Origin of the sequence: Streptomyces sp. Mut1 (assembly GCF_030719295.1) — a bacterium.
GTDB lineage: Bacteria > Actinomycetota > Actinomycetes > Streptomycetales > Streptomycetaceae > Streptomyces > Streptomyces castrisilvae.
This window is the reverse complement of record NZ_CP120997.1, coordinates 4,722,671-4,737,049: the sequence shown is the minus strand read 5'-3', so window position 1 is coordinate 4,737,049 and position 14,379 is coordinate 4,722,671. Positions and strand designations below refer to the sequence as shown.

Here is a 14,379-nt window from a genome sequence, read left to right as displayed (position 1 = left end):
GCGGTGCGGCTACCGGCCGAGGCCGCGCACCAGGGTCCGGGCGAGGGACGCGGCGAAGGCGTCGAGGGACTGCGGCGGTCCGCCGGTCTCCGTGGCGTCGTAGGCGAAGGCCCGCTGGGCGCAGGCCCCCATCAGCAGGGAGGCGGCCGCGTAGGTGTCGGCGTCGGCCGGTACCCGGCCCGCGGTCTGTTCGGCCCGCAGATAGGTGTCCACGCCCCGGATGGGCAGGTGGGGGCCCGTGCTCAGCTCGCGCATGGCCGCGTCGTGGCGTTCCTTGAGCCTCGGCTCGGCGTACAGGGACGCGGCGATCGGGAAGCTCTGCTCGTAGAACAGGGCGGCCTGGCGGGCGATCTCGGTGAGGTTCTGCTCGACCGAGCGCTCCCCCTCCCCCGGCTCGGTGATCAGCTTGCGCAGGATGCCGTCGACCTTGGGCAGCCGCTCCTTCAGCACGACCACGAAAAGCTCTTCCTTGCTGAGGAAGTGCTTGTAGAGCGCGGCCTCCGAGCAGCCGGCCGCCTTCGCGATCTCCTTGGTGGTGGTCCGGGCCAGGCCCTTGGTCTGCATGAGCTGGTGGGCGGCGTCGATGAGGCGGGCGCGGGCCGGCTTCTGCTCCATGTGCGCTCCAACGAAGCTTGACGGGTGGGTGAGTACCCACTCACTCTAGAGGTGAGTGAATACTTACCCACCTTGGGAGGGGTGTGCCATGAAGCTCACGGTGTTCGGGGCGACAGGCGGTATCGGGCAGGAGATCGTCCGCCAGGCGGTGGCGGCGGGGCACGAGGTGACGGCGGTGGTCCGCGATCCCGCGCGGCTCGCGGTGCCCCTCTCGGACGTCACGGTGCACACCGCCGCCCGGATCGACGACCCGGAGGCGCTGCGCGAGGCGGTGGCGGGCCGCGACGCGGTCCTCTCCGGCCTCGGGTCGAGGGGCCGCAGGGCCGACGGGATCGCCGAGCGGCTGACCCGCGCCGTGCTGACGGCCATGGAGGCGGAGGGCACCCGGCGGCTACTGGTGGTCAGCGCCGCCCCGGTCGCCCCGAAGCTGGCCGACGACCCGCTGCTCGACCGGATGATGCTCTCGGTGATCGGCGCGGTCCTCAAGGAGGTGTACGCGGATCTCACCGCGATGGAGGCGGCGCTGGCGGCATCCGCCACGGACTGGACGTCGGTGCGGCCCCCGAAGCTGACGAACGGCCCCCTGACGGGCACCTACCGGACGGTCGTCGGCGGAAATCCGCGCAGCGGCCGGTCCATCTCCCGGGCCGACGTGGCGCACGCGATGCTGGCGCTGACCGACGACCCGGCGACGGTGAAGCAGGGTGTCGGCGTGGCGTACTGAGCGCCGGGGCCGGGGGCTGGAGTCGGGGCCGGGGGCCGGGGCGGGGGCGCCGGGCCGCGTCCTACAGGCTCACGCCCACGGTCACCGGTTCGTTGACGAGGGTGACGCCGAAGGCCGCGTGGACCCCGGCGACGACCTCGCGGGCCAGGGCCAGCAGGTCTTCGGTGGTGGCCGCGCCCCGGTTGGTGAGGGCGAGCGTGTGCTTGGTGGAGATGCGGGCGGGTCCGGTGCCGTAGCCCTTGGTGAAGCCGGCCCGGTCGATGAGCCAGGCCGCGGAGGTCTTGGTGCGGCCCTCGCCGGCCGGGAAGGCGGGGGGCTTCACGTCGGGGCCGAGCCGGTCGGCGACCCGGGCCAGGAAGGCGTCGAACTCGGCCTGCTCCAGGATCGGGTTGGTGAAGAAGGACCCGGCCGACCAGGTGTCGTGGTCCTCGGGGTCGAGCACCATGCCCTTGCCGGCGCGCAGCCGCAGCACGGTTTCGCGGGCTGCGGCGGCGGGAACACGTTCACCCTCGGCGACGCCCATGGCGCGGGCGGTTTCGGGGTACTTGAGCGGCGCGGACAGGCCGCCGGACTCCTCCAGGCCGAAGCGGACGCGCAGCACCACGTACCGGTCGGGTTCGGTCTTGAAGCGGCTGTGCCGGTAGGAGAACGCGCACTCGGAGTTCGGGAGGGTGACGGTTTCGCGGGTCCGCCGGTCGTAGGCGACGACCTCCGTGATGGTGGAGGACACCTCCTGCCCGTACGCCCCGACGTTCTGGATCGGGGTGGCGCCGGCCGAGCCGGGGATTCCGGCCAGGCATTCGAGGCCCGCGAGCCCGGCGTCCACGGTGCGGGCGACGGCGTCGGTCCAGGTCTCGCCGGCGGCCAGTTCGAGTGAGGCGCCGTCGAGCACGAAGCCCTTGGTCGCGATGCGCAGGGCGGTGCCCTCGAAGCCCTTGTCCCCGATGACCAGGTTGCTGCCGCCGCCGATGATCAGGAGCGGGGTGCCGCTGTCGTCGGCCTCCCGCACGGCCCGGACCACCTCGGCGTCCGTCGTGGCGGTCAGGAGGCAGGTGGCGGGGCCGCCGAGCCGGAAGGTGGTCAGGGGGGCGAGGGGCGCGTCGTGGAGTTCCTGCACGGGGACAAGAGTACGGTCCGTGGCCCCGCCGTCAGGTCGGGGCCACGGACCGTACCGGGTGTGCCGGGTGCGTCAGGCGGGTACGGACACCCGCTCCTCGGCCGGTACCGGGGCGGGCACCGTCTCCGTGGCCGTTTCCGGCGTTCCGGTGCCGCGGCGGCCCGGGATCATCAGGGCGGCGAGCGCGGCCAGGGCGACCACCCCGGAGCCGATCCATACCGCCGGCACGGTCCCGTCGGTGAAGGCCCGCGCGGAGCCGATGCCGCCCTGCGAGGAGAAGACGGTGGCGAGCACGGCGACCCCGAGGGCGCCGCCGACCTCGCGCAGGGCGTTGTTGGCGCCGGAGGCGATGCCCTGTTCGCCGGGGCGGACGCTGGACATCACCAGGCCGGCGGCGGGTGCGAAGTACAGGGCCATGCCGATGCCGCCGGTGATGAGGCCGGGCAGCTGCGAGGCGTAGGAGGCGTCCGGGGCGATGGCCATGGCGAACAGCCCCAGTCCGGCCGCCTGGAGGGCGAGGCCCGTCACGACCACCGGGCGGCCGCCGAACCGGTCGGAGAGCATTCCGGCGATGGGCGCCACGAGCATCGGCATCCCGGTCCAGGGCAGCATCCGCAGTCCGGCCTCGGTGGGCGAGTAGCCCAGGACGCCCTGGAGGTACTGGCTGAGCAGGAAGATCGAGCCGAACATCCCGAGGTACATCAGCATGCTGGAGACGTTGATCCCGAAGAACCCGCGGTCGCGGAAGAGGCGCATGGGCAGCATTGGCCTCTTGGCCCGGAAGCCGTGGCGGATGAAGCCGCCGATCAGCACGGTGCCGGCGATGAGGGAGGTCAGGACGGTCGAGCTGGTCCAGCCGTCGGAGTTGGCGTTGACGAGGCCGTAGACGACGCCGAAGAGTCCGCCGCTGACCAGGAGGGTGCCGGGGATGTCGAGCCGGGCGTCGGGGGCGTACGACTCCGCCAGGCGGAAGCGTGCGAGCGGCAGCAGGAGCAGGCCGATCGGCACGTTGAGCCAGAAGATCCACTGCCAGGAGATGTGCTCGGTCAGGCTGCCGCCGATCAGCGGTCCGCCGGCCACCGCGAGGCCGGTCACGGCGCTGAAGATGCCCAGCGCCGTGCCCCGGCGGGCGGGTTCCACGGCGGCGGTGAGCAGGGTGAGCGTGAGCGGCATCATGATCGCGGCGCCGACGCCCTGGACCGCGCGGAAGGCGATGAGTTCGTTGATGCCGGGCGAGAGGGCGGCCGCGGCGGACGCGGCGGTGAAGACGGTGAGCCCGGCGAGGAAGAGCCGGCGGCGGCCGAAGCGGTCACCGAGGGCGGCGCCGAACATCAGCAGCACGGCGAAGGTGAGCGTGTAGGCGTTGACCGTCCATTCCAGCTCCTCCATCTCTCCGCCGAGGCTCCGGCGGATGGACGGCAGGGCGGTGGTGACGACGAGGTTGTCGAGGGCCGCCATGAATCCGGCGACGCTGGTGATGACGAGGGCCCAGGTCGCTCCCGCGCGACCTGTCGTGTGCTGGTTCACTGCTCCCCCTGGAGGGTTAGTTATTGATTACTAACTTCTTCGGGCAGAAAACCGGGCCGAACCCGGGTCGTGCCGCTTCAGACGATCGGCCGGGCCGAGGTGTAGAAACCGGACCACATCCGGTGACCGGCCGGAAAGCCGAGCGAGGTCAGGGTGTTGGCGAGCATGCCGTACGCGAGGAAGGTGGTGGCCTCGTCCACGTCGGCACCGAGCGCCAGGTTGACCGAGTCGAACAGCTCCATCCAACTGGCCCGCACCGACTCACCGAACGCGTGGTCACCGGCCGCCTCCGCGGCGGCGACGGCCGCGTACACCTGCATCTGCATCAGGAGCTTGTCGGGGTCGTCGGCGATCAGCCGCTGGTAGGCCCTCGCCATGGAGTGGAGCGCTTCTTCGCCCTCCAGCCCCTCCGCCGCCTCCGAGAAGACCTGCCGGGTCTCCAGGAAGCAGCGTTCGGACGCCGCGAGGAACATCGCCTGCTTGTTGGGGAAGAGGCGGAAGAGGTACGGCTGCGAGACACCCACACGCTTGGCGATCACCTCGGTGGAGGTGGCGCTGTACCCGCCGCGGGCGAACTCGGTGATGGCCGCCCGGATGACGCTCTCGCGCCGCTCGTCTGCACTCATCCTCGCCATGCCAGTAAGTTAGTACTCAATAACTAACTTGGTCAAGCGGGTGTGCCGCACCGGTTACGCCCGGCGGGGTGCGGCGCCCCGGCCGGGCAGTCGCGGGAGGTCACTCCCCCACCGGTGTTCCCGGGCTCATGTCGTACGCCTTCTGTACGAGGCCGGGGCGGCGGCCGTCGTTGAGCCGGCGGTCCCACTGGGCGTCGACCTGCTCGCGGGCCTGCCGTTCCATCTCGGCGGGGAGCAGGTGCCGGTAGCGCCGGTCCTCGCCGAGCAGGACCCGGACGGTGCGCTCGTAGACCGGTTCGGGGTCGTACTGCTCGTGCGGAAAGGCCAGCTCGGCGTAGTCGAAGAGGCGGTCGGCGGGGCTGTCGCGCCACTCCTTCCACGTTTCGAACATGGTGTCGTTGAAACCGGTGAGGAAGGGGCCGGGATTGATCGTGGCGACCGTCACGCCGAATTCGGCGAGTTCCTGGTCGAGGGCGTCGGCGAATGCCTCCACGGCGTGCTTGGAGCCCGCGTAGGCGCCGGTGAACGGGTCCACGGTGAGTCCGGCGACCGAGGACATGAAGACGATGCGTCCGCTGCGGCGGGCCGCCATCTGCCGGGCGATGCCCTGGGTGAGCAGGACGGGGCCGAAGACGTTCACCTCGAACTGCCGGCGGAGCCGCTCCTCCGGGATGTCGGCGGTCGCCCCGCCCTCGGACACCCCGGCGTTGTTCAGGAGCACCTCGACGCCCCAGTCCCGGGCGCTCTCCCGGTCGCCGGGGTCGGTGACATCCAGCTTCTCCACGCGCAGGCCGACACCTCGCTCCCGGGCCTCGGCGCGCACCGCGGCGACCTGGGCGATGATCTCCACGCCCGCGATCACCTCGTGCCCCGCCGCCGCGAGCCGCAGGGCCACCTCCTTGCCGAAACCGCTGCCCGCTCCGGTGATGAGAATCGGTCCCGCCATGGCTGTCCCGCCTTCCGTGCTGGTACCCGGCCGGTCTCTCGGGACGCCCCGGCCCGTGGCCGCATATGGAAGGCACGATAGGTCTCCGCCCGCGAGGGCGCCTCCGGGCGGAAGTGGCCCGCACGGCCCTCCCGGGCGGCCACCAGGACGCACACACGGCCCATGCGTAAGGGGCACGGCCCATGGACCGTGCCCCTTACACCGCTGCGCCGCTTACGCCGCGCAGGCCTCAGCTCAGCTGCACCACGGCCCGGGACATGCCCAGAACCTTCTTGCCGTCACTCATGACCGTCAGGTCGACACGCACCCGCCGGTCGTCCAGCAGGGCGCCCACCTTGCCGCTGACCTCGATCACCGCGCCCTTGTCGTCATCGGGCACCACGACGGGCTTGGTGAACCGCACGCCGTACTCGACCACCGAGCCCGGGTCCCCGGCCCAGTCCGTGACCACCCGGACCGCCTCGGCCATCGTGAACATGCCGTGCGCGATCACATCGGGCAGCCCGACCTCGCGCGCGAAGCGCTCGTTCCAGTGGATCGGGTTGAAGTCGCCCGAGGCACCCGCGTACTGCACGAGCGTCGCCCGGGTCACCGGGAAGGACCGCGCCGGCAGCTCCGTGCCGACCTCGACCGCCCCGTAACTCACCTTCGCCGTCATCACGCCTCCTCGGCGGCGCGCGCCACCAGCTTCGTCCACGCGGTCACGACGTGCTCACCCGACTCGTCGTGGACCTCGCCCCGGACGTCCAGGATGTCGTTGCCCGCCATGGACTTGACGGCCTCGATCGTCGAGGTGACCGTCAGCCGGTCCCCCGCGCGCACCGGGCGCGTGTAGACGAACTTCTGGTCGCCGTGCACCACCCGGCTGTAGTCCAGGCCCAGCTGCGGGTCCTCGATGACCTGGCCGGCGGCCTTGAAGGTGATGGAGAACACGAAGGTCGGCGGCGCGATCACATCGCTGTGGCCGAGCGCCTTGGCGGCCTCGGGGTCGACATAGGCGGGGTGGGCGTCGCCCACGGCCTCGGCGAACTCGCGGATCTTCTCCCGTCCGACCTCGTACGGCGCGGTGGGCGGATAGGTCCGCCCCACGAAGGACTGGTCGAGCGCCATGGGCTCGCAACCTCCTGATGAAAGACGACTGGGCCGGCCTGCGGCCCCAATTCAACGGCACACCTGTACAACGACACGAGGCCGCCCCCAGAGGGGACGGCCTCGTGTACGAGCCTGATTCAGCGCGTTTCGCGGTGCGCGGTGTGCGAGTTGCAGCGCGGGCAGTGCTTCTTCATCTCAAGACGGTCCGGGTTGTTACGCCGGTTCTTCTTGGTGATGTAGTTCCGCTCCTTGCACTCCACGCAGGCCAGCGTGATCTTCGGGCGGACGTCGGTGGCAGCCACGTGAGTGCTCCTTGGACGGACGATGGACGGATGAACGCAAAAAAGAGTAGCCGATCGAAGGACCGACCCCACAATCGGCTACTGTTAGTAGCGGTGACCGGACTTGAACCGGTGACACAGCGATTATGAGCCGCTTGCTCTACCGACTGAGCTACACCGCTTTGATGACGAGTCCCCCCGCCGAAGCGGGGTTTCCCGATCACCAGAGCCCCAATGCGGAATCGAACCGCAGACCTTCTCCTTACCATGGAGACGCTCTACCGACTGAGCTATTGGGGCGAGCGATGAAGACATTACACGCTCGGTCGCCGATCGCCCAAATCCGTTTCGCGGCCCCCGCCCGACCCCGTCCCGTACCCCGCTCCGGCCACTCGCACACCGCTGATCAGCAAGGCCGTACCAGTACGACTATTGCGCTCCTGCTCGAACCGGACCGGGCCCGCCCCTAGGCTCTACTCACTCTGCGTGATCTTGACCCCTTCCCAGGAGCACGATGCCCGACAGCCAGCCGCGGCGGCCCGACGACCACGCGGCCGACGCCACCGGCAGCCCGGAGAGTTCCGCGCTGACGCTCTGCGGCGCCCGTCTCACCGACGGCCGCGTCGTGGACGTACGGGTCTGCGGCGGCCGCATCGAGGCCGTCGGCACCGCCGGCAGCCTCACCGCCCCCGGCGCACGGCTGGACCTGCGGGGCCACCTGCTGCTCCCCGCGCCCGCCGAACCGCACGCCCACAGCGACACCGCCCTCACCGCCGACGGTTCCGGACCCGCCTCCCCGCACCCCGCCGCCATCCAGCGGCGCGCCACCGAGGCGGCGCTGCTCCAGCTCGGCCACGGCGCGACGGCCCTGCGCTCACACGTACGCATCGGCGACATACAGGGCCTGGCGGCGCTCGAAGCCGTCCTCCAGGCCCGGCGCTCCCTGCGCGGCCTGGCCGACCTGACCCCGGTCGCCGTGCCCCGGCTGCTCACGGGCGTCGCCGGAGCGGACAACCTGGCCATGCTCCGCGACGCGGTGAAGATGGGCGCCGGAGCGGTCGGCGGCTGCCCGGACCTGGACCCCGACCCGACGGGCTACGCGGAAGCCGTCCTGGAGATCGCCACCGAGCACGGCTGCCCCGTCGACCTGCACACGGAAGGTGACGATCCCGCGCGGCTGGCCCGGCTCGCCGCGATGGCGGGCGGCCTGCGCCAGCAGGTCACCCTCGGCCCCTGCGCCGGCCTCGCCCGCCTCCCCCGCGAGGCCGCCGCCCGTGCCGCCGCCCAGCTGGCCGCCGCCGGGGTGGCCGTGACCTGCCTCCCGCAGGGCGCCTGCTGCGGCGCGGAATGCCGGGGCACCGCGCCCGTACGGCTGCTGCGCGAGGCCGGGGTGCGGGTCGCGGCGGGGAGCGGAGCGCTGCGCGACCCGGCCAATCCGGTGGGGCGCGGCGACCCGCTGGAGGCCGCCTTCCTGCTGGCCTCGCAGAGCGGGCTGCGCCCCGAGGACGCGTACGCGGCGGTGTCCGCCGACGCCAGGCACGTGATGGGGCTGCCCGAGGTCCGCGTCGAGGCGGGCTTCCCCGCCGAGCTGCTCGCCGTACGCGGGGAAGGGCTCGCCGGGGCGCTGTCGCTGGCGTACAGCCGGATCGTGGTGCACCGGGGGCGGGTCGTGACCCGGACCAGCGCGGTGCGCGAGTACTGCGACTCGGAGGCGGGCGGCGGCCCCGGGCTGCCGCGCCAGGGTCGGCCGGAATCGACCGGCGGGCCGTGAGCGGGGCGGCGCGCTCCGGCGTACCGTCGGTTCCATGCGCATTGTCATCGCAGGTGGACATGGTCAGATCGCGCTGCGGCTGGAGCGGCTGCTCGCTGCACGCGGGGATGAGGCCGCCGGCATCATCCGCAATCCCGGACAGAGCGAGGACCTCAGGGCGGCGGGTGCCGAGCCGGTGGTGCTGGATCTGGAATCGGCCACGGTGGAGGAGGCCGCCGAGGTGCTGCGGGGCGCCGACGCCGCGGTCTTCGCGGCCGGCGCGGGCCCCAACAGCGGTACGGCCCGCAAGGACACCGTGGACCGGGGCGCGGCCGTCCTGTTCGCGGACGCGGCGGAGCGGGCGGGGGTGCGGCGGTACCTCGTGGTCTCGTCCATGGGCGCCGACCCGGACCACCCCGGCAACGAGGTGTTCGACGTCTACCTGCGGGCCAAGGGCGCGGCGGACGCGGACGTACGGGCCAGGTCCGGGCTCGACTGGACGATCCTCAGGCCCGGGATGCTGACCAATGACGCGGGCACCGGGCAGGTCCTGCTCGCCGCGTCGACGGGCCGGGGTCCGGTGCCGCGCGACGACGTGGCGGCGGCGCTCCTGGAGCTGCTGGACACCCCGGCGACGGCGGGGCTGACCCTCGAACTGATCTCGGGGAACGTGCCGCTGACGGTCGCGGTGAAGGACATCGCCGGAAACTGACCCCGGCACACAAAACCGGCCGGGGCGGCGCGCTGCGGCCGGTCCGCCGCGTTCAGCCGCGGGGCGCCGGGCGCACGGTGACGCCGTGCCGCTCCAGCAGGGCCGCGGTGACTCCGTCGCCGGGCCGCAGCTCGCCGGTGAACGTACCGTCATACGTCGTGCCCCGCCCGCAGGAAGGGCTGCGGGGCATGAGCAGCGCCTCGGTGCAGCCGGTCCGCCGCGCGGCCTCCAGCGCCCGCCGGGCGCCGTCCACGAACGCCTCGGTCACATCACGCCCGGTGTCGTCCAGGACGCGGGCCCGGCCGTCCAGCACATCGTGCCCGTCGCCGCCGACGATCTCGGCGGGGCGGCGGGGCGTGGGCAGTCCGCCGGCGGTCTCGGGGCAGAAGGCGACGGGCATGCGGTCGCCGATCGCGGCGGCCACCGGCTCCGCTTCCTTACTCCGGCCGTCGTAACGGCAGGGCACGCCCCGCAGGCAGGCACTGACGAGTACGGAATCCACGCGCACGCCTTCCTCTCACCGGACAACAGAGAAGGCCCCCGTCCGGAGACAGGGGCCTTGCTTTGTGGCGGCGCCAGGGTTCGAACCTGGGTAGGCGAAGCCGGCAGATTTACAGTCTGCTCCCTTTGGCCACTCGGGCACACCGCCAAGGGTTGCTGCCGTGAGACCCGCTTTGCGGCGGCGCTCCGTGGCAACGACGTAAACGATACCTGATGACCGGGGGTGCTACGCCACCGGATTGACCAGCGGCCCCGGGGGGCGCGGGTGGCTAGGCTTTGGCGGGCGGCAGGGGCCTGCGCATCCCGGAGGTGCCGAGGCCGCCGCGTACGCACATCCTTTCCAGCACCCCCGATCCAAGGAGCCACACGTCATGGCCGACTCCAGTTTCGACATCGTCTCGAAGGTCGAGCGGCAGGAGGTCGACAACGCCCTCAACCAGGCCGCCAAGGAGATCTCACAGCGCTACGACTTCAAGGGCACGGACGCCTCGATCGCCTGGTCCGGCGAGAAGATCCTCATGCAGGCGAACGGCGAGGAGCGGGTCAAGGCGATCCTCGACATCTTCCAGTCCAAGCTGATCAAGCGGGGGATCTCGCTGAAGTCGCTGGACGCCGGTGAGCCGCAGCTGTCCGGCAAGGAGTACAAGCTCTTCGCGTCGATCGAGGAGGGCATCTCCCAGGAGAACGCCAAGAAGGTCGCGAAGATCATCCGCGACGAGGGCCCGAAGGGCGTCAAGGCGCAGGTCCAGGGCGACGAGCTGCGGGTCACCTCGAAGAGCCGGGACGACCTGCAGGCCGTGCAGGCGCTGCTGAAGGCCCAGGACTTCGAGTTCGACGTTCAGTTCACGAACTACCGGTAGTCGGCCGCGGTCCGGGCGCGGAGCTTCTCGTTCCGCGCCCGGACTGCATGTCCGAATACCGCCGGTCGTGGCGGTTCGGGCGCAGCAGACTGGTCCGTGACGGCCGGCGTTCCGGCCGGTCGTACGGACGAGGAGAGGGAGGCGTCATGACCATGTACGCGATGGTCGACAGCCCGCTGGGTGAACTGCTGCTGGTCGGGGAAGAGGACCCGGGGGCCGCGGGCACCGCGCTCGTCTCGCTCTCCGTGCCCGGCCAGAAGGGCGCGGCGGTGGTCCAGGACGGCTGGGTGTACGCGCCTTCGGCGTTCGCGCCGGTCGCCGCCCAGCTGCGGGAGTACTTCGAGGGGCGCAGGACGCGCTTCGACCTGGTGTACGCGGAGGGCCGGGGCACGGATTTCCAGCGCCGGGTCTGGGCCGCGCTGGACGCCGTCCCGTACGGGCGGACGGTGTCGTACGGGCAGATCGCCGAGCGGGTCGGCGCGAGCGGGGCCGGGGTGCGGGCGGTGGGCACGGCGATCGGGCGCAATCCGCTGCTGGTCGTGCGGCCGTGCCACCGGGTGATCGGCGCGGACGGGGCGCTGCGCGGCTACGCGGGCGGGCTGGAGCGCAAGGAACGGCTTCTGGGGCTCGAAGGCGCCCTGGCCGCGCGCTGATGGACGGGCTGTTCCCCAGGCCGCGTGCGGTCGTCGCGCCGGGGGCCGTGCATGTGCCCCACTGGCTTTCGCCGCAGCGGCAGCGGCAGTTGGTGACGGCGTGCAGGGAGTGGGCGCGGGGGCCCGTTCCGCTGCGGCACACGGCGTTGCCGGGCGGTGGGGTGATGTCGGTGCGGACGGTGTGCCTGGGCTGGCACTGGCAGCCGTACCGCTACTCGCGTACGGCGGACGATGTGAACGGCGCACGGGTCGCCCCGTTTCCGGACTGGCTCGTGGAGCTGGGGCGGGAGGCGGTGGCGGAGGCGTACGGGCCCGGGGACGGCGCGGAGGCGTACGCGCCGGACGCCGCGCTGGTCAACTTCTACGACGGCACGGCCCGGATGGGCATGCACCAGGACAACGAGGAGCGGTCCGGGGCGCCGGTGGTGTCGTTCAGCATCGGCGACACGTGCGTCTTCCGCTTCGGCCATGCGGAGGGCCGGGGGCGTCCTTACACGGACGTGGAGCTGGCGTCCGGGGACCTGTTCGTCTTCGGCGGGCCTTCGCGGCGCGCGTTCCACGGGGTGCCGTCGGTCCGGCCGGGCACCGCCCCTCCCGGTACGGGGATGAGCGGTGGCCGGCTCAATGTGACGTTGCGTGAGACAGGGTTGGGGCGGGTGTAGGAGGCGTCAGCGGCGGGCGCGGGAATTGCCGAAGAGCAGCCGGTAGGCGATCAGCAGGACCAGCGAGCCGCCGATGGCCGCGATCCAGGTCGCCGGGTCGAAGAAGTCCTTGGTGATCTCGCGGTCCAGGAAGCGCGACGATATCCAGCCACCGAGGAAGGCACCGATGACGCCGATGAGGGTGGTGCCCAACACGCCGCCGGGGTCGCGCCCCGGCAGCAGAACCTTGGCGATGACGCCGGCGACAAGCCCAAGAATGATCCAGCCGATAATGGTCATGCGTGCGAACCTACCCGTCACTCGGTCTTGGAATCCAAGACGCCCGCGACGGGCGGGTGGTTGCACGGCACGGCCCTCGGCGTTGTCGCGTCTACCAGCCCGCGAACTGTTCGTCGGTCCTGACGATCTCCTTGCCGAAGGGCATCAGGGACACCGGGATCAGCTTGAAGTTGGCGATGCCCAGGGGGATGCCGATGATCGTGATGCACAGGGCGATGCCGGTGGTGATGTGGCCGAGCGCCAGCCACCAGCCGGCGAGAATCAGCCAGAGGACGTTGCCGACGCAGGACGGGCCGCCCGCGTCCCGGCGGTCGACGACCCGGTAGCCGAAGGGCCACAGGGCGTAGACGCCGATCCGGAAGGCGGCCAGACCGAACGGGATGCCGATGATCGTGACGCAGAGCAGGAGTCCCGCGAGCAGATAGCCGAGGAACATCCAGAAGCCGCACAGGATCAGCCAGATGACGTTCAGAATGGTTTTCACGGGCGAGGACCTGCCATTTGTTCGAGTCGGGCGATGCGCTCCGCCATCGGCGGATGGGTCGAGAACATCTTGGACATGCCCTGCCCGGCGCGGAACGGGTTCGCGATCATCATGTGGCTCGCGGTCTCGATCCGCGGCTCCGGGGGCAGCGGGAGCTGCTGGGTGCCGGTCTCCAGCTTCCGCAGGGCGTCGGCCAGGGCCAGCGGGTCGCCGGTGAGCCGGGCGCCCGAGGCGTCCGCCTCGTACTCCCGGGAGCGGCTGACGGCCAGTTGGATCACGGAGGCTGCGAGCGGGCCCAGGATCATGATCAGCAGCATGCCGAGGATGCCGGGGCCCTCGTCGTCGTTGGACCGGCCGACCGGAACCAGCCAGGCGAAGTTGACCAGGAACATCACGACGGAGGCGAGCGCGCCGGCGACGGACGAGATGAGGATGTCGCGGTTGTGGACATGGCTGAGCTCGTGTCCCAGGACGCCGCGCAGCTCCCGCTCGTCCAGGAGCTGGAGGATGCCCTCGGTGCAGCAGACCGCGGCGTTGCGCGGGTTGCGGCCGGTCGCGAAGGCGTTGGGTGCCTGGGTCGGGGAGATGTAGAGCCGGGGCATGGGCCGGCGCGCGGAGGTGGAGAGCTCGCGGACGATGCGGTAGAGCTGCGGCGCCTCGAACTCGCTCACCGGGCGGGCGCGCATGGCCCGCAGCGCCAGCTTGTCGCTGTTCCAGTAGGCGTAGGCGTTGGTGCCGACGGCTATCAGGAGCGCGACGATCAGGCCCGTACGGCCGAAGAAGCTGCCGATGAGAATGATGAGTGCGGACAGGCCCCCGAGGAGTACGGCGGTTCTCAGCCCGTTGTGCCGGCGGTGCACGGTACGCCCTCCAAGTCGTGCAGCAGGGGAACCCTTGCTGGGTGGGGCTCCACTCCCCAGTGGAGCCTCCCGTACCGGTCAACGCGAGGCGAAGTGAGCTAGTTCCCTTGTGCGCGGGGGCGGGCGGCCCCGGCCGTCCCCGGCGCGAGCGCCCGAGGACGCGCTGGTCCGTACGGGTGGGGGCGCGGCGCGCTCAGCGCTGGGCGGGGAGCTTCGCGAGCTCGACGGCCTCCGGGTCGGGCTCGACCTCGCTGGTGCAGTGGGGGCAGCGGGAGGCGATGGCGGGGATCTCGGTGTAGCAGCGGGGGCAGTCGCGCAGGGCGGCCTTGATGTCGATCGCTTCCTGGTCCTTCTTGGCGGTGAACCGGTCCTGCACCTTGGACATGGGCACGACGACGCAGAAGTAGAGGACCGAGGCGGTGATGAGGAAGGCGATGGCGGCGCTGATGAAGAGGCCGTACGGGAAGTTCACGCCGTCGAGCTCGAACTCGGCCTTGCTGAAGTCGCCGGTTCCGCGCGTGATGACGCCGATCAGCGGGACGATGAAGGCGTTGCTGAACCCGGTGACGACCGCGGTGAAGGCGGCTCCGACGGCGAGACCGACCGCCATGGAGATGACGTTCCCGCGCAGGATGAATTCCTTGAACCCGCTCAGCACTGCTGTGGCTCCTCTGTGGTGAT

Annotated in this window: 19 protein-coding genes and 3 tRNA genes; 6 read left to right on the top strand and 16 right to left on the bottom strand. The window is 71.5% G+C overall.

Going from position 1 to position 14,379, the window contains the following annotated elements; genetic code table 11:
• Positions 1-9: 9 nt before the first annotated feature.
• On the bottom strand, positions 10-615 hold the full coding sequence (locus P8A18_RS20620) for a TetR/AcrR family transcriptional regulator (protein WP_306056519.1): 606 nt from the start codon (positions 613-615) through the stop codon (positions 10-12).
• An 88-nt stretch (positions 616-703) separates the two neighbouring features.
• Between P8A18_RS20620 and P8A18_RS20615 the strand changes: the two genes are divergently transcribed.
• Positions 704-1,339: an NAD(P)-dependent oxidoreductase gene (locus tag P8A18_RS20615; protein WP_306056517.1), complete on the top strand. Its 636-nt coding sequence runs from the start codon at positions 704-706 to the stop codon at positions 1,337-1,339.
• Between the two features lie 61 nt (positions 1,340-1,400).
• Here P8A18_RS20615 and P8A18_RS20610 read toward each other — a convergent pair whose 3' ends face one another.
• From P8A18_RS20610 to P8A18_RS20570, 9 genes are all read right to left on the bottom strand, one after another.
• Entirely contained in the window at positions 1,401-2,456 is a 1,056-nt protein-coding gene (locus P8A18_RS20610; RefSeq protein ID WP_306056515.1) for a UDP-N-acetylmuramate dehydrogenase, read from the bottom strand.
• 72 nt (positions 2,457-2,528) lie between these two features.
• Positions 2,529-3,983: an MFS transporter gene (locus P8A18_RS20605; protein WP_306056513.1), complete on the bottom strand. Its 1,455-nt coding sequence runs from the start codon at positions 3,981-3,983 to the stop codon at positions 2,529-2,531.
• A 77-nt stretch (positions 3,984-4,060) separates the two neighbouring features.
• Positions 4,061-4,609 carry a TetR/AcrR family transcriptional regulator gene (locus tag P8A18_RS20600; protein WP_306056511.1) on the bottom strand — a complete coding sequence of 183 codons (549 nt, stop codon included), beginning with the start codon at positions 4,607-4,609 and terminating at the stop codon, positions 4,061-4,063.
• A gap of 109 nt (positions 4,610-4,718) precedes the next feature.
• On the bottom strand, positions 4,719-5,564 hold the full coding sequence (locus tag P8A18_RS20595; RefSeq protein WP_306056510.1) for an SDR family oxidoreductase: 846 nt from the start codon (positions 5,562-5,564) through the stop codon (positions 4,719-4,721).
• Between the two features lie 229 nt (positions 5,565-5,793).
• Entirely contained in the window at positions 5,794-6,222 is a 429-nt protein-coding gene (locus P8A18_RS20590) for a MaoC family dehydratase (RefSeq protein ID WP_306056508.1), read from the bottom strand.
• Entirely contained in the window at positions 6,222-6,674 is a 453-nt protein-coding gene (locus P8A18_RS20585) for a MaoC family dehydratase N-terminal domain-containing protein (protein WP_018550672.1), read from the bottom strand. Before P8A18_RS20585 ends, P8A18_RS20590 begins: the two co-directional genes overlap by 1 nt.
• Before the next feature lie 119 nt (positions 6,675-6,793).
• Positions 6,794-6,958 carry a 50S ribosomal protein L33 gene (gene rpmG / locus P8A18_RS20580; RefSeq protein ID WP_003956487.1) on the bottom strand — a complete coding sequence of 55 codons (165 nt, stop codon included), beginning with the start codon at positions 6,956-6,958 and terminating at the stop codon, positions 6,794-6,796.
• A gap of 88 nt (positions 6,959-7,046) precedes the next feature.
• Positions 7,047-7,119 (bottom strand) — tRNA-Met (locus tag P8A18_RS20575).
• 45 nt (positions 7,120-7,164) lie between these two features.
• Positions 7,165-7,237: transfer RNA gene (locus tag P8A18_RS20570), tRNA-Thr, on the bottom strand.
• A gap of 214 nt (positions 7,238-7,451) precedes the next feature.
• On the opposite strand from P8A18_RS20570, the gene P8A18_RS20565 reads away from it, so the two are divergent.
• Together P8A18_RS20565 and P8A18_RS20560 are read left to right on the top strand one after the other, a co-directional pair.
• Positions 7,452-8,708, top strand: coding sequence for an amidohydrolase family protein (locus tag P8A18_RS20565; RefSeq protein WP_306056503.1), 1,257 nt, complete (start codon positions 7,452-7,454; stop codon positions 8,706-8,708).
• A 34-nt stretch (positions 8,709-8,742) separates the two neighbouring features.
• On the top strand, positions 8,743-9,399 hold the full coding sequence (locus tag P8A18_RS20560; RefSeq protein WP_306056501.1) for an SDR family oxidoreductase: 657 nt from the start codon (positions 8,743-8,745) through the stop codon (positions 9,397-9,399).
• A 52-nt stretch (positions 9,400-9,451) separates the two neighbouring features.
• Here the strand turns inward: P8A18_RS20560 and P8A18_RS20555 are convergent, their stop codons facing one another.
• Together P8A18_RS20555 and P8A18_RS20550 are read right to left on the bottom strand one after the other, a co-directional pair.
• Positions 9,452-9,901 carry a 2-thiouracil desulfurase family protein gene (locus P8A18_RS20555; RefSeq protein WP_306056499.1) on the bottom strand — a complete coding sequence of 150 codons (450 nt, stop codon included), beginning with the start codon at positions 9,899-9,901 and terminating at the stop codon, positions 9,452-9,454.
• Positions 9,902-9,966: 65 nt separating this feature from the next.
• Positions 9,967-10,048 (bottom strand) — tRNA-Tyr (locus tag P8A18_RS20550).
• Between the two features lie 223 nt (positions 10,049-10,271).
• Between P8A18_RS20550 and P8A18_RS20545 the strand changes: the two genes are divergently transcribed.
• The 3 genes from P8A18_RS20545 (at position 10,272) to P8A18_RS20535 (ending at position 12,075) form a co-directional block, all read left to right on the top strand.
• Positions 10,272-10,760 (top strand): YajQ family cyclic di-GMP-binding protein, encoded by a 489-nt coding sequence (locus P8A18_RS20545; RefSeq protein ID WP_018550676.1) that lies wholly within the window; start codon positions 10,272-10,274, stop codon positions 10,758-10,760.
• A 146-nt stretch (positions 10,761-10,906) separates the two neighbouring features.
• On the top strand, positions 10,907-11,413 hold the full coding sequence (locus tag P8A18_RS20540; RefSeq protein ID WP_306056497.1) for a methylated-DNA--[protein]-cysteine S-methyltransferase: 507 nt from the start codon (positions 10,907-10,909) through the stop codon (positions 11,411-11,413).
• Positions 11,413-12,075 (top strand): alpha-ketoglutarate-dependent dioxygenase AlkB family protein, encoded by a 663-nt coding sequence (locus P8A18_RS20535; protein ID WP_306056495.1) that lies wholly within the window; start codon positions 11,413-11,415, stop codon positions 12,073-12,075. Before P8A18_RS20540 ends, P8A18_RS20535 begins: the two co-directional genes overlap by 1 nt.
• A 6-nt stretch (positions 12,076-12,081) precedes the next feature.
• Here P8A18_RS20535 and P8A18_RS20530 read toward each other — a convergent pair whose 3' ends face one another.
• The 4 genes from P8A18_RS20530 to mscL all read right to left on the bottom strand — a co-directional run bounded on the left by P8A18_RS20530 (position 12,082) and on the right by mscL (position 14,356).
• Entirely contained in the window at positions 12,082-12,354 is a 273-nt protein-coding gene (locus P8A18_RS20530; protein WP_306056493.1) for a GlsB/YeaQ/YmgE family stress response membrane protein, read from the bottom strand.
• A gap of 91 nt (positions 12,355-12,445) precedes the next feature.
• Positions 12,446-12,838: a YccF domain-containing protein gene (locus P8A18_RS20525; RefSeq protein WP_306056492.1), complete on the bottom strand. Its 393-nt coding sequence runs from the start codon at positions 12,836-12,838 to the stop codon at positions 12,446-12,448.
• Positions 12,835-13,698, bottom strand: a complete 864-nt coding sequence (gene htpX, locus P8A18_RS20520) for a zinc metalloprotease HtpX (RefSeq protein WP_306056490.1) — start codon at positions 13,696-13,698, stop codon at positions 12,835-12,837. Before htpX ends, P8A18_RS20525 begins: the two co-directional genes overlap by 4 nt.
• Positions 13,699-13,891: 193 nt before the next feature.
• A complete protein-coding gene (gene mscL / locus P8A18_RS20515; RefSeq protein WP_306056488.1) occupies positions 13,892-14,356 on the bottom strand; it encodes a large conductance mechanosensitive channel protein MscL in 465 nt (154 codons plus the stop codon).
• Positions 14,357-14,379 lie beyond the last annotated feature (23 nt).

Coding starts and splice junctions, on each gene's coding strand:
- P8A18_RS20620 (WP_306056519.1), bottom strand. CDS start 615: ATGGAGCAGAAGCCGGCCCGCGCCCGCCTCATCGACGCCGCCCACCAG.
- P8A18_RS20615 (WP_306056517.1), top strand. CDS start 704: ATGAAGCTCACGGTGTTCGGGGCGACAGGCGGTATCGGGCAGGAGATC.
- P8A18_RS20600 (WP_306056511.1), bottom strand. CDS start 4,609: ATGAGTGCAGACGAGCGGCGCGAGAGCGTCATCCGGGCGGCCATCACC.
- P8A18_RS20595 (WP_306056510.1), bottom strand. CDS start 5,564: ATGGCGGGACCGATTCTCATCACCGGAGCGGGCAGCGGTTTCGGCAAG.
- P8A18_RS20590 (WP_306056508.1), bottom strand. CDS start 6,222: ATGACGGCGAAGGTGAGTTACGGGGCGGTCGAGGTCGGCACGGAGCTG.
- P8A18_RS20585 (WP_018550672.1), bottom strand. CDS start 6,674: ATGGCGCTCGACCAGTCCTTCGTGGGGCGGACCTATCCGCCCACCGCG.
- P8A18_RS20565 (WP_306056503.1), top strand. CDS start 7,452: ATGCCCGACAGCCAGCCGCGGCGGCCCGACGACCACGCGGCCGACGCC.
- P8A18_RS20560 (WP_306056501.1), top strand. CDS start 8,743: ATGCGCATTGTCATCGCAGGTGGACATGGTCAGATCGCGCTGCGGCTG.
- P8A18_RS20545 (WP_018550676.1), top strand. CDS start 10,272: ATGGCCGACTCCAGTTTCGACATCGTCTCGAAGGTCGAGCGGCAGGAG.
- P8A18_RS20540 (WP_306056497.1), top strand. CDS start 10,907: ATGACCATGTACGCGATGGTCGACAGCCCGCTGGGTGAACTGCTGCTG.
- P8A18_RS20535 (WP_306056495.1), top strand. CDS start 11,413: ATGGACGGGCTGTTCCCCAGGCCGCGTGCGGTCGTCGCGCCGGGGGCC.
- P8A18_RS20530 (WP_306056493.1), bottom strand. CDS start 12,354: ATGACCATTATCGGCTGGATCATTCTTGGGCTTGTCGCCGGCGTCATC.